Raw genomic sequence first — 12,651 nt, forward strand, 5'->3', positions numbered from 1 at the left:
AACTCGAGAAAGGCACGGTTTTCAATGATTTCATCTGGAATTTTCAGCATTCATTGGATTCATATCATTGTTACAGATATGGAAACAGCCTAGGAATATCACCTTTTAAAGAGGATTAAATTCGCGTAACAATACTTTTGATTATATCTAATTACATTTCGGGTTTGAATGCCTCAATACGAATACGTTTGTAATCGGCATAGATCGCATCGTTTTTCCACAGCTTAGGAATGACGATCTCGCTAATCTCCTGACACCATTCATTCACCTGCTCAGAGCTAAAACCCTCAAAATAGTCATCTCCAAAATGAGCCAACCAGCCTATAATTCCATCTTCCCCATCTGCCAGTTTGGTAGGGCGGTCATAGTGATAGGCCTGTCGAACCACAAAGCCTCTGTCTTCCAAAAGAGTGCTGTATTGTGCAATCGTCGGAAAATACCATGGATTACGTTCGGAAGCCTTGATCCCTGTATGCCGGTCCAGCACTTCCTCCAGTGCGTTAACGATGATCTGCACATTCCCTTTACCTCCAAATTCAGCCACAAACCGTCCCCCAGGCTTCAGTGCATGCCACACACCTTCTACAACATTTCGAGGCTTTCGCATCCAGTGCAATGCAGCGTTAGAAAAGACCGCATCATACTGATGCTCTGTTTCGAACTCCTGACCATCCGCTTCCCAGAACTCCAATTCCGGAAACTTTTTCCTCGCTTGAGCAATCATATCTGAGGAAGCGTCTATGCCAGTCACTGCTACCCCGTATTGGGAAATCTCATGCGTTAAATCACCGGTTCCACAGCCAAGGTCAAGAATAGATTCTCCTTCTGTCGGACGAAGCCAGGGAATGAGACTTTTTCCATACTCCGATACAAAAGCCAGTTGATTGTCATACTCTTGCGCCTGCCACTGATTGATCGATTTCATCTGCTCCACCGTCGCTTTCACTGTTGTATCCTCATTGTGACACATTTTCTCTTATTGATAAAATATATATAATCTATTTATTTTATAGGTAAAACCAATTAGAATAACACTGGTGTCAACAGACCCGGAAGTCCGCTCGATGAAGGAGCACATTTATCACCTCATGATTCGTAGCGGTTTATTGAGCTGAATTTCCTAACGATCATCAGAAGCCTTATTCGGAGGAAAAAGAGTCTTTTTCAATTCTACCGATCCTCAGAAACGCTATTTAGTTAAAACAGCATAAAGAAGTACAAAAGAAACCTGAAATTAAGATAATAAGCTCGCTGGTGATCGTTAAAATTTCAAAACGCCGAAAATGGGGCAAATAGCGTCTCTGGTGATCGTTAGAGTTTTGTGGCACGGTGGAGAGGAGCTATTGAATGATGGAGAGAGGCAATTTCACTGTGAAACGCCTTATTAGCTCTCAAGAACGGCATTCTGCCTGTAGTCTGTAGTTGAAAGCACGAAGTCAGTGTTGAGGAAAAAGTAAGTACAGTCGAGACTGCGATGCTTGTGCTAACGAAGCCGATGCGCCGACGAACCTCTGGGCTTCTCATCCCCTGAGCGCAAAAAAGCTTCCCGAAGGAAGCTTCTTTAAATGACGTCCCAGGAGGGATTCGAACCCCCGACCGACGGCTTAGAAGGCCGTTGCTCTATCCTGCTGAGCTACTGAGACAAATATGTATAATAAAATTCGGCACGATCTCTATTATACTCTGATTTCTATTTTTAGCAATACCTTTATTATAAATTAATAATGTATCCGATAATCCACCCTTGTAGGATATGTATATGAAACAGATCGCCGAATAGGGTTTCCTTGCCACCTGCCCTGTACCTAAACCTGTAGACAAGTGTATACTTATTCAGCAACCTTCCATCCGGGTAATTGGTTTGCACACACCATATGAAATTCTATTGAAGGAGACCATGCTTATGAGACAACTTTTATCATCCCTATCCTATTTCAGTATTTTCTTTGCCCCGTTTCTGTTCCCCATTATTGTATGGATTGTGGCGAGGGATGAATACATCGCCGGGCACGCGAAGCGCGCTCTTTTCTCCCATGTGTTCCCGTTTCTTGCAGCCATTCCACTGCTGTATTTCTTTGTGACAGCTCACAGTTTGGGATCAGCGATCGGGTTTGTGATTCTGTTCTTCATCATTTACGGCTTAAGCTTTGTATACAATGTGGTCAAAGGAATTCAGGTCTTGCGTGAATATTACTGAACACTGAATAATTCTAACTCACCACAAACAAAAAATGTTCCAAATCACCAAAAAACCCGCCGTGATGCTACGACGGGTTTTTCTATCTCTGCTCATTAATCCTCTAGTGTCCGTTAGTTTCTGTTACTTGTTCGTCCTCTGCTTACCCCTGACCAACCAAATACCGTTGAAGTGTAGGTTTAAGCAAACCAAAGGCCAACAGGTTACTTTGAAATTGAGCCTTGTCTTCCTCCGCCGTGATACCCTCACTATTTTCAAATGCCGTTTCTGTCGCATCTTCAAAAGCGGTATGCATATTGTTGTTATACCAGTCAATGGCTCCATCCGAGTGATTGCGCACAATGCGCACTACCTGCAGTTCATTCCCCGGCTGAGCCCTGGCAACATATACAAGTAAAGACGGATCACCTGCATTCCCCGGTTGTACTTCCACTTCGGCACAAGACAATCCGTCTACTTCCGTTAATCTGCGTATTTTAGCATCCTGAATGGCATACATCGTCATCTTCTCCTTTTGTTCTAATCACTTGCACTTATCGTTCCAATCATGTCGCTTGCCTGTTCAAGTACTTTGTTCGATCTGGTGCCTAGTCTCCGGTATCCCGAGCCGGTAAATTTCCCGATATACCTGCTGCAAAACGGCTTCATAAGCACGGTTCACATGATCTTCTGGTGTGTCAGGCCAAGGAAATACCATTCCCGGAAAGGCTTCTTCTTCCTTTTCCTGCATAAGATAAAGCAATCCCAGTAAATGTTCGGCTTCCTGAGGTGTCGCCTGAATCACCCATTCATACGACGTTGCAGAGGAATCCGGTATGACAGATCGGCCCATGACAGACACATAATAATTGATCCTGTCCATTGCATGTTCTCCCCTTTACAGGCAGCTTTAGGCTGTTATCCCTAGATGTAGTTTCCGAAGAGGACAGACATTTTATGCCTGCATTCGGCATATATTTGTTACGACCTCTGACGAAAAAGACAACATTTGCTAGCCGCTTTCGATTTTTGGCAGCATACGGATGAACGACTCGACCAAGAAAGGATGAACAAACCATGTGCGGTATAACCGGCTTCGTACAGTGGAATCGGGATTTGACACAGGAATCGGAGTTGCTCGTCCGGATGACGGATAGCTTATCGAACCGTGGCCCCGACGCTTCAGGTACATGGATTTCCAACCCCTGTGCTTTTGGACATCGCCGCCTCAGCGTAATGGATCCGGAGAACGGGGCACAACCCATGCATGCGTTACAAGGAGACACCTCCTATACTGTTGTGTATAACGGAGAACTATACAATGCACCCGAATTAAAAAAAGAGTTGCTTCAGCGTGGGCACCATTTCCGTACCCAATGTGACACAGAAGTTCTGCTTGCCTCATATATCGAATGGGGCCCGGCATGTGTTGAGAAGTTTAACGGAATTTTCGCTTTTGCCATATGGGACGGCGGAAGAGAACAGGTTTTCATGGCACGTGACCGCTTAGGCGTAAAACCTCTCTTTTATAGCAACACCAAGGATGCACTTGTTTTCGGTTCTGAACCCAAAGCGTTGCTCCTTCATCCGGATGTCGAAGCCACGGTGGGACCAGAGGGGTTAGCAGAAGTATTTATTATCGGGCCTGCACGAACACCCGGACATGGCGTGTACTCTTCACTCCATGAACTAAAGCCTGCTCACGCTATGATTTACAGCCGTAGTGGCATCAAAACATATGCCTATTGGAAGCTGGAATCCCTCAAACACGAACATAATCTGGACGAAACAGCAGCTGAAGTACGCCGTCTGTTACAGGATACGCTGGAACGCCAGTTAGCTTCTGATGTTCCCGTGTGTTCCCTGCTATCCGGCGGCCTTGACTCCAGTGCCTTGTCCGCTTTGGCTGTCGATTATTACAAGCGTACAGGGCAAGGTCAAATCAGCACGTATTCGGTTGATTACGTCGATAACGCTAAACACTTTCAGGCACACTCCTTTCAGCCCGGAGCTGACGGCCCTTGGATCCAGCGGATGGTTGACGAGCTCCAAACCGATCACCACTGGATTGAGATTGAAAATGGAGAACTTGTGCACGCACTCACTCAAGCTATGCTGGTAAGAGATCTGCCCGGCATGGCAGATGTCGATTCTTCCCTGTATTTATTCTGTAAAGAGATCAAAAAAGGAGCCACCGTCGCCATCTCCGGGGAAGCTGCTGATGAAGTATTTGGCGGTTATCCTTGGTTTCACCGGGATGAAATGTTGAACTCAGGCACATTCCCATGGTCTGTAGCACCTGACATGCGGGCAGGACTGTTATCTTCGGACATTCGGGAGTGGATCAGACCGCTCGACTATCTTGCAGACCGATATTCGGATGCTGTCGCCGAGGTTCCGTTACTCGATGGTGAGGCAGGAAAAGCAGCTCAGATGCGTGTGATGTCTTATTTGAATATTACTCGTTTCATGCCTACACTCCTGGATCGTAAAGATCGGATGAGTATGGGTGCCGGCCTGGAAGTCCGCGTCCCTTACTGCGATCACAGACTGATTCAATATGTATTTAACATTCCCTGGGAAATGAAAATTACCGGTGGCCGGGAGAAGGGTATTTTGCGAAAAGCGCTTGAAGGCGTCCTTCCTGACGATGTGTTATATCGTAAGAAGAGTCCATATCCCAAAACACATGACCCTAAATACCTTGCGGCAGTTAAGCAACAGGTGCTTGAAATACTGGATGATCCAACGTCGCCAATTCTACCTTTAATCGATAAAGCGCAGATTCGGAATCTCGCCTCTTCGCCGGATGCCTCCTCGAATCTTCCGTGGTTTGGACAATTAATGTCAGGGCCACAGTTGTTCGCTTATTTAACACAGATTAATAGCTGGCTGAAAACATACAACGTCGCCATCCGTTAAATAACGCATCCTAAGCTTGCGTGCAGCTCCAAGCAAACTTTAATCACGGCTTCTGACCAATGTAGTCTTCCACAAGTTTTAAGCAACCCAAAAATGCCCCTATACCATTACCATGGTGCAGGGGCATTTTCACATATTCAATTCTATTCTTAATTAAGAAACTTTGAAACGAGCAACCGACTGCTGTAACATCTCAGCCATAGATGAAAGATCATTCGCAGCCGATGCAATCTCCTGCATTGCAGACAACTGCTCTTCGGTTGTTGCACTCACTTCCTCTGTTCCCGCAGCCGCATTTTCTGTTACCTCCATGATGGATTTCATCGATGCATTAATCTGCTCTACGCCCGCATTCATCTGTTCGATCGAAGCAGATACCTCCTGAGCTTGGCCCGCGACACCACTTACCGAAGTTCGAATATCGTCAAACGTAGACCCGGCTTGATTCACTAATTGAATACCTTCCTGTACCTCAGAAGAAACCATACTCATCGAGTGTGCAGCATTTTTCATACCCGTTTCAATGGAGGAAACCAATGTCACAATTTCTCCTGCAGACTGTGCAGACTGCTCGGACAATTTCCGAACCTCGGTAGCCACAACCTGAAATCCTCTTCCGTGTTCTCCCGCTCTCGCTGCCTCAATGGCCGCATTAAGAGATAACAGATTCGTCTGTGCAGATATTTCAGAGATCGCGTCTACCATTTTTACAATATTGGTGGAGTGTTTGCTCAGTTCTTCAATGACGCCAGCAAGGTTTGAAACGGTATTTTGGATGGAGTTCATCTGTCCAACCGCTGAGCGGATGGATTCACTGCCAGATACGGTCTGGGCAGAAGCTTCTGCCGCCTGCTCGGAAACAACAGTTGTATTTTCAGCCACCTGCTGGAAACCCGTCGCCAGTTCATTCATCGTCTGGAATCCTTCACTGACCATACGAACCTGTCCATCCATTCCCTCTGCGATCTCCTCCATCGTAGTCGCTACTTGTTCATTGGCGGTAGCAGTCTGTTCTGTACTTGCTGTCAACTCTTCCGAAGAAGCCGCTACCCGTTCCGCACCATCGTTAACCTGATGTATCAGCATACGTAAATTGTCGGACATCAAGTTAAAAGCCTCAGCCATCTCCCCAATCTCGTCTTTGTTACGAACCTTCAGTGGTCCCCCTGTTAAGTCCCCTTCCGCAATACGGCTCGCGGCTTGTGCAACAGCTTGCACCGGTTTCGAGATAATTCGGGCGATAATAATGGCGATTGCTAGACCAATAAGAATAGAGACGATCCCCAGGATGCTGATTAATCGAAGAACCGTAGCTGTCTGAACATTGGCAGCAGCGACTCCTTCATCCATTGCTTTTTGCTGATGATTCTCCATCGATTCAACAATGTTTTCAAATTTAGTTATAAGCGGCGGAATTGTATTCTCCATTAACTGAGATATTTCTTCCACTTTCCCTTGCTTGGTTATAGACATTACGTTTTTTGAGATATCATAATACTGGTTCATCAATTCGCCAGAGTCCGCCAGATATTGTTTCATATTGGAACTCGTAACCGTCGCTTTTAAATCTTCGCTCAATTTTATGTAATCTTCATACGCCTGCTTAAATACATCCTCTTTATCCTGACCCGGTTGCATGATGTAGTTCCTCAAAGCGACTTGTTGTGACTTGAGATCAATCGTCATATTTTTAATTTTAAGTAATTTGCTAGTTCTATCATTTATTAAATCGGTGAACGTTTTCTCCAGACTTACAAATTGAAAGTATGAAATAGCTGTAACCGCTATCAACAACAATAGAACGGATGAAAAACCGATAAGCAATTTTTGACTGATGGATACTCTTTTCACTTTGAATTCCTCCTGAGGTTCAATGAAATGTTGTAAAACCAAATATATTTTTACGTATTCACCCCTCCTCAACTTGATACTAAAGACCTATATTATGATATACGTTAATACTATATACGCTATTATTATCTCTCATTCAGGTCTTTGTTCCTAATTCATACTAACCCAAATTGAACCAAACTTGAATCAAAAATTATTTTAATTTTGTAAATTAAAAAGTCAAGACCTATTTAAAAATAAAAATTACTTTTCTTACATTCGTCACATAACAAAAAAAACACCTTCCAGTACGCTTGCAGCCAAACCTTTCGGTTTGAAGCAAGCATTTCCTGAAAGATGAATTTATTGATGTATGAAGGCCGGGTTCCGTTCCAACAGCCCTGTGCCAAACATTTCTCTGAACGGAGAATCCTGCATATGGATATAACCAATGTAACAGCCACATTTTTTCATAGTACAAGGTCGATCTGCCGCCAAAGCTTGCAAGCCGTCACGATAGAGATGACCAATGATGCGGCGATCTTTGTAACACCTTTTCACATGTCCCGAGCCTTGCACGTAAAATACATCCGAGCCTGCAGCACAGCTTTTGCCTAAGCTATCATAGTCCTGCAAATTGCCCTCAAACAGCGGGTCGATTCCCTTGAGAAACTTTATCTCGTCCGGGGTGTAGTACTTCGGCCGATCTTTGAACGCATTAACCCACATATAGACATCGTCCGGCAGAGCTTTCCTCATAGATTCTATTGCTGGAAATGCACTGCGCAATCCTACCGTACCTACGCTGAAAGACAGCCCCATCTCACGCAAAGACATACACTGATTAACAAAAGAGGTTTCTTGGGTCTCCCGAGGATGATATGTTGCCCAGAAAGCAGCTTTATCCACATGCAGCTCACGCGCCCAATCCAGCTTAACGGACAGGTTAGTCTGGACTGCTACTTTCTCCACATGGGCCATATGTGACAATTCAACCATCGCTTCCCGATACCAGCGCCGCACCAAAGCTTCTCCATAGGGGTTGAAGAAAATAGAAAAACGATGCCCCTGACTCTCCTGTTCCCTCACCCAGTTAACAAATTGCCGCAACTGTTGTTCATCTACACTTAGCGTTTCTTTGGAATCAACTGTTTTGCTAAACGGGCAATAAGGACAGTCATAGTTACAGGAGGACAACTTCCCCCGATAATATAAGGTCGCTTTCATGAGAAAACAAACCCTTCCATCTGCTCACGGATTTCAGCAGAAATCAGCCAGTCCCCAATGGCATCAGAGTATCCGAGCCCGTCCTCTGTCAAACGCAGCACTCGCTCATCTCCAGCGATATCAAAACATGCCATCTCTTCTGCCAGTAATTCGTTCAGCCACGGATAGTCGGACAGCACATCTGTTCCAAATCTCTCCTCGTAGGTGGACAACAGGAGCCCCTCCCGATGCAGTAACGCTTTTAATATGAATCGGCGTCTCTGTTCTTCACGGCTTAATATAATGCCATAATCCGCTGTGTCATAACGTTCAGCGTTTACGTAATCGGCGATAATGCTCTGCGTTGCTTTATAGGTCACACCATACTTGGACGCATAGTGCACCTCGCTCGTATAGGAGCGAGCACCACATCCGAGACCAACCATGCCCTCTTCCTGGCAGCTGTAGGGTAACAGCACTTTGGCAGAAGACTGCTCCTTCGCAAATCTACGCATGGAATATTGCGTGTATCCTTTGCTTTTTAACAGTTCACGCGCAGCTTTGTACAGTTCCATCCGAATATCGGGTCCTTGACGCTTAATATCTTCGGGCTTCACAATGGTATTCTCCCGTGTATACAAAGGATAAATAAACACTTCCCCTGGATCATAGGCCAGCACACGTTCAAGGGAATAGATCCACGTATCCACGGTTTGCCCTGGCAGACCATAGATCAGATCCAGATTCAACAGCGGAAAATCATGACGAAGCAGCTTCTCCAAAGCCCGTTCTACCTCCTGCGGTTTTTGCGGCCGATAGATGGCAGATGCCTCTGCTTCAATTAAACTCTGAATCCCCATACTTACTCGATCCACTCGTCGTTCTTTCAAAATGCTCAATTTTCCATCCGTTACGGTGTCAGGGGAAGTCTCGACCGAAATAGAAGCTTGTGATGGATCTAGTCCCATCGTATGTTCAGCAATGTCGAACAGCCGGCTCAGCTGCTTCTCATTCAACAACGTAGGTGTTCCGCCGCCAATGGCAAACCTCGAATAGGGTCTACGTGACGTAATCGGCGCCCACTGCCTCGCTTGACGTTCAAGTGCATCCACGTACTGTTCATGGCTATCCTGACGCTTGTCCGGCAGTGTGAACAGATTACAAAACCCGCAACGAGCGGCACAAAAAGGGATGTGCATATATAAAAAATAGGTATCTGTATCTTCCTTTTCCCACAGTGACTGCAGCGGAACCGGGGGATTCAGCTCACGATATGCCGTCTTATGCGGATAGGAGTAGAGATAAGAACGATAAGGGAATTTCAGCACTTCACGAAGACTTGCTCTTGAATCGGAGCCAGACTGTGCGGCACCTGTTGTCGTTTGCTCTGTAGACTCACTCATCGGCATCCTCCTTATAAAATAAATTCACGGTACGGCACAGTCCAAACGACATCGTGTGCCAGACGGTGACCGTGATACCCATCCTCACCGTAGGCGGTACCATGGTCAGAGAAAGCAAGACAAAACGTTGGGCGCTTGCGTTCTCTCATCGCTTCAAACAACGGCCCTAACGCCTTGTCCACATATCGCAGCGCAGCACGTTGTGTCTCCACCGAGTCTTCCCGGGCGCCTTCCACAAAATATCGATTGGGGCCATGAATGGCAGACACATTCATGAACAGAAACAACTTTTCATCAGGCGCAGACTGATGAAGCAGCTTTAAAGCATGGTTGACCTGATTCTCTGTGGACCTGGGGTTGGTGACCCCAAAATTCATTCGCCAATAACTTTGCTGAAAATAACCAGGCAGCACTTTCGCGAGAGGGTTCTTTTTCGTGAAAAAAATGACCCCGCCGATGCAAATCGTACGATACCCCTCAGCGGCAAATCCCGAAACGATATCTGGTGTATCAAACAACCAGGTGTGAGGATGAGTGTTAAGTCCGGTATTCCGAGAATGGAACAACCGGACATGAGATGCTTTATCTGTATTCGCAGGTGTAGGCATAAAACCGCCAAAAAAAGCATGATGTGCAGCATATGTAAAGCTGCCGGGGGTGTGCCTTTCTTCCCACGGACCTGAGCCGCACAGATTAGGGCAATGCTGCTCCTCCAGCTTGGCAACGTCATATCGCAGCGTATCCAGTGTGATCATTAAGATATCATGGGAGCCTACAATGGTGTTCATATCAGTCATGTCTAACAGGCTCCTTTCGCAAAAGCTTCATTTCCCATTCATAAGGGCTCATCCCTTCATGTTTGACCCGGTATAACAGGTCTCCAAACGGATTCACATCCAGCACGTACGCACGAGGATTCATGCCGCTAGTCAGCATCACATCAATACCTGCCGACCATGAATTAGGGAACGCTCTCATCGTATCCCGGGCTGCCTTCTGAATCATGGACAGATGTAATTCGTTCAGGCCAGCTTCTGCTGGCAGCATCCGCTCATTCCGTAGATGAAGATTCGTGATCGGTGTATGGCTAAGACGCATAACTGCGTGACCGACCTGTCCTGCCATCATCAGTTGACGGATATCATAAGCACGTTGATCCAGTGTTGCTTTGGGCATCCATCGCTCCATTTGCGCACCTTCAGCACAGAGCCAGTCCAACAGCGTACGAATTTCATCCTGACGGGTATACTTCTGAAGTTTACCCTGGTTATAAAAAACAGTTTGACCTTGCACGGACTCCATACCTACCGTTGTTATCGCCATCTCCGCACCCGTCCGCGGATTCACCTGATATGCGACAACACCAGAGGCCCCCGAGCCGTAGGCCAGCTTGACAAAGACGCGGTGCATCCCTGAAACGTCCATCGCCGCACGCAAAAGTTCCCAGCACTCGATCGACTCCGAGGAAGGTAATAACGGCGGCACTGGAATACCATGTTTCTTAAGGTGCGTCTGACAATCTCTTTTATCAAACATCATGCCAATCTCCGCAGGATCATTCCAAAATTGCACATCAGGCCACACTTCACGCGCTTCTTGGCCCATTCGGTCAAGACAAGCTTTCCAGCCACGGAACCATTGGGCAGGCGCATAGATTCTACCCCATTGCTGCTCCAATGTGAGAGCCTCCTCGGCGGAGAAACCTTCCTTACCTGTCATCTGCATCTGTGCCGAAGATATCCGGTCACTCGGCAAACCGCATGCTGAACCTTCAAAACCAGGTACCCTATCATTAGACATGGTATGGCTCGGCACTTTAGAATCCGTAGCTCCGAGATGTAACAATCCGCGTTCAACATCCCAATCTTCTCCTGGTGCATCCAGTCGAATCAATGGCGCTGGGCAGTCTGACTGTACAAGTTCAGCCAAACTGCCTCCCTGTCTCCATGTACGGAGCAGTTTCTCATAGGACACCACAGTAGCAGGTCTCATGCCCATTTGTTTTCTGGCTTCTTGCAGCCCTGTCGTTCGTCGATTATTCGGATTACCGATTAATAACAGAGGCTTTTCATTCAACATCAACATCGTTTACTCTGTCACCATCGGGAACCGCCAGTCGTCTTCATCACTTTCCTGCTGATCACTAACATCCACAGACATACCCGATTGGTTAAAGCGCTCCATGATTTCGTCCGTCATGTAGTGATAACTCAGGTTCAGATGTTTTAATTGTTTAATTTTATCGCTGGCGAGCAGCGCCTCTGCGCCTTCATCGGATAATGTGCCTTCGGAGAGATCAAGCACCTGAATCTGATCCAATATCGGTGCTTCTGCAACAGCCTTGGCAATCTCATCCTGAATTTCACTATTCTTCAAACCAAGGTACTCCAGCTTAGGGAAACGTCCTTTTTCGATCAAAGGCAACACATCGTCCAATGAACCATCGAATCCGTAATCTTCAACACCCAGATACAGTTCGAGTTTGCGCAGTTCAGGCAGCTCTGCCGCGGCAATGGAATGTAACACTTTCTTCGGCAGACCACCACAAATAATCTGTAATTCTTCCAGCTTGCTGTGCTTGAGAGGCTCCAGTTCCAGTCCGCTGCTGCCTTGGATCACAAAGGAAGTCAAATGAGGAAAGGCTTGCAGAATCGGCGCAAGATTCGTCTGAACAATCCACGAAATCTCACATTCTTCGGACTCCATATCCCCGATAAACAATCGTTTTAGGGCCGGAAAACTTGATGCAAGCTCAATTAACGTATCCTTGAATTCCTGCGGAGAATTTTCATAAGCTTGTCCCCAATCTCCAATGATCAGACTGTCCAGCGTTGCCGCTTCCGGCTTCGCTGCCAAATCCCGAAGAAGTGTCTCTATCCGAACACCTTCTTCATAGTCATCGTAAGACACAGCCAGCTTCACTTCTTGCATGCCAAATCCCTCCCGTATAAGGTTCAATCATCATTAACTAATTTGAATGTTAACCCATACCCGGCTCGACTTGCAACTTCTTCCAACCCCAGTCCCAAAGCCCTTCCCAATCGTGCAAAAAACCTATTTTTCCTCATAGTAAAAAGAACACATGTTCCCGTGTGTTTCATCCCCTATCAGTCC

Annotated in this window: 11 protein-coding genes and 1 tRNA gene; 2 read left to right on the plus strand and 10 right to left on the minus strand. The window is 46.4% G+C overall.

What is annotated here, in order from left to right; genetic code table 11:
* Nucleotides 1-151: 151 nt before the first annotated feature.
* Both ACUTVW_RS21530 and ACUTVW_RS21535 read right to left on the minus strand, forming a co-directional pair.
* Nucleotides 152-946, minus strand: a complete 795-nt coding sequence (locus ACUTVW_RS21530) for a class I SAM-dependent methyltransferase (protein ID WP_445647642.1) — start codon at nucleotides 944-946, stop codon at nucleotides 152-154.
* A 623-nt stretch (nucleotides 947-1,569) separates the two neighbouring features.
* A tRNA-Arg gene (locus ACUTVW_RS21535) sits at nucleotides 1,570-1,643 on the minus strand.
* A 260-nt stretch (nucleotides 1,644-1,903) separates the two neighbouring features.
* Here ACUTVW_RS21535 and ACUTVW_RS21540 point away from each other — a divergent pair.
* Nucleotides 1,904-2,197: a DUF4870 domain-containing protein gene (locus ACUTVW_RS21540; protein WP_434749700.1), complete on the plus strand. Its 294-nt coding sequence runs from the start codon at nucleotides 1,904-1,906 to the stop codon at nucleotides 2,195-2,197.
* Nucleotides 2,198-2,339: 142 nt separating this feature from the next.
* On the opposite strand, the gene ACUTVW_RS21545 is transcribed toward ACUTVW_RS21540, so the two are convergent.
* Both ACUTVW_RS21545 and ACUTVW_RS21550 read right to left on the minus strand, forming a co-directional pair.
* Complete coding sequence (locus tag ACUTVW_RS21545; protein WP_445647643.1) at nucleotides 2,340-2,696, minus strand: hypothetical protein; 357 nt, start codon at nucleotides 2,694-2,696, stop codon at nucleotides 2,340-2,342.
* Between the two features lie 63 nt (nucleotides 2,697-2,759).
* Nucleotides 2,760-3,059: a hypothetical protein gene (locus ACUTVW_RS21550; RefSeq protein WP_445647644.1), complete on the minus strand. Its 300-nt coding sequence runs from the start codon at nucleotides 3,057-3,059 to the stop codon at nucleotides 2,760-2,762.
* Between the two features lie 194 nt (nucleotides 3,060-3,253).
* Between ACUTVW_RS21550 and asnB the strand changes: the two genes are divergently transcribed.
* Nucleotides 3,254-5,098: an asparagine synthase (glutamine-hydrolyzing) gene (asnB, locus tag ACUTVW_RS21555; protein ID WP_445647645.1), complete on the plus strand. Its 1,845-nt coding sequence runs from the start codon at nucleotides 3,254-3,256 to the stop codon at nucleotides 5,096-5,098.
* A 153-nt stretch (nucleotides 5,099-5,251) separates the two neighbouring features.
* On the opposite strand, the gene ACUTVW_RS21560 is transcribed toward asnB, so the two are convergent.
* From ACUTVW_RS21560 to ACUTVW_RS21585, 6 genes are all read right to left on the minus strand, one after another.
* Nucleotides 5,252-6,949, minus strand: coding sequence for a methyl-accepting chemotaxis protein (locus ACUTVW_RS21560; protein WP_445647646.1), 1,698 nt, complete (start codon nucleotides 6,947-6,949; stop codon nucleotides 5,252-5,254).
* Between the two features lie 342 nt (nucleotides 6,950-7,291).
* The gene (locus tag ACUTVW_RS21565; RefSeq protein ID WP_445647647.1) at nucleotides 7,292-8,155 is read right to left on the minus strand and encodes an STM4011 family radical SAM protein; all 864 of its coding nucleotides are present in this window, start codon (nucleotides 8,153-8,155) and stop codon (nucleotides 7,292-7,294) included.
* Complete coding sequence (locus ACUTVW_RS21570; protein WP_445647648.1) at nucleotides 8,152-9,537, minus strand: STM4012 family radical SAM protein; 1,386 nt, start codon at nucleotides 9,535-9,537, stop codon at nucleotides 8,152-8,154. Before ACUTVW_RS21570 ends, ACUTVW_RS21565 begins: the two co-directional genes overlap by 4 nt.
* Before the next feature lie 11 nt (nucleotides 9,538-9,548).
* Nucleotides 9,549-10,334 (minus strand): STM4013/SEN3800 family hydrolase, encoded by a 786-nt coding sequence (locus ACUTVW_RS21575; protein ID WP_445647649.1) that lies wholly within the window; start codon nucleotides 10,332-10,334, stop codon nucleotides 9,549-9,551.
* The gene (locus tag ACUTVW_RS21580; protein ID WP_445647650.1) at nucleotides 10,327-11,622 is read right to left on the minus strand and encodes an STM4014 family protein; all 1,296 of its coding nucleotides are present in this window, start codon (nucleotides 11,620-11,622) and stop codon (nucleotides 10,327-10,329) included. Before ACUTVW_RS21580 ends, ACUTVW_RS21575 begins: the two co-directional genes overlap by 8 nt.
* 3 nt (nucleotides 11,623-11,625) lie before the next feature.
* On the minus strand, nucleotides 11,626-12,468 hold the full coding sequence (locus tag ACUTVW_RS21585) for an STM4015 family protein (protein WP_445647651.1): 843 nt from the start codon (nucleotides 12,466-12,468) through the stop codon (nucleotides 11,626-11,628).
* Between the last annotated feature and the right edge of the window lie 183 nt (nucleotides 12,469-12,651).

The sequence above is a fragment of the Paenibacillus sp. TSA_86.1 genome (assembly GCF_052691815.1).

What these genes read in the sequence shown, in the direction of transcription:
- ACUTVW_RS21540 (WP_434749700.1), top strand. Translation starts at nt 1,904, where the DNA reads ATGAGACAACTTTTATCATCCCTATCCTATTTCAGTATTTTCTTTGCC.
- ACUTVW_RS21575 (WP_445647649.1), bottom strand. Translation starts at nt 10,334, where the DNA reads ATGACTGATATGAACACCATTGTAGGCTCCCATGATATCTTAATGATC.
- asnB (WP_445647645.1), top strand. Translation starts at nt 3,254, where the DNA reads ATGTGCGGTATAACCGGCTTCGTACAGTGGAATCGGGATTTGACACAG.
- ACUTVW_RS21580 (WP_445647650.1), bottom strand. Translation starts at nt 11,622, where the DNA reads ATGTTGATGTTGAATGAAAAGCCTCTGTTATTAATCGGTAATCCGAAT.
- ACUTVW_RS21585 (WP_445647651.1), bottom strand. Translation starts at nt 12,468, where the DNA reads ATGCAAGAAGTGAAGCTGGCTGTGTCTTACGATGACTATGAAGAAGGT.
- ACUTVW_RS21545 (WP_445647643.1), bottom strand. Translation starts at nt 2,696, where the DNA reads ATGTATGCCATTCAGGATGCTAAAATACGCAGATTAACGGAAGTAGAC.
- ACUTVW_RS21565 (WP_445647647.1), bottom strand. Translation starts at nt 8,155, where the DNA reads ATGAAAGCGACCTTATATTATCGGGGGAAGTTGTCCTCCTGTAACTAT.
- ACUTVW_RS21570 (WP_445647648.1), bottom strand. Translation starts at nt 9,537, where the DNA reads ATGAGTGAGTCTACAGAGCAAACGACAACAGGTGCCGCACAGTCTGGC.
- ACUTVW_RS21550 (WP_445647644.1), bottom strand. Translation starts at nt 3,059, where the DNA reads ATGGACAGGATCAATTATTATGTGTCTGTCATGGGCCGATCTGTCATA.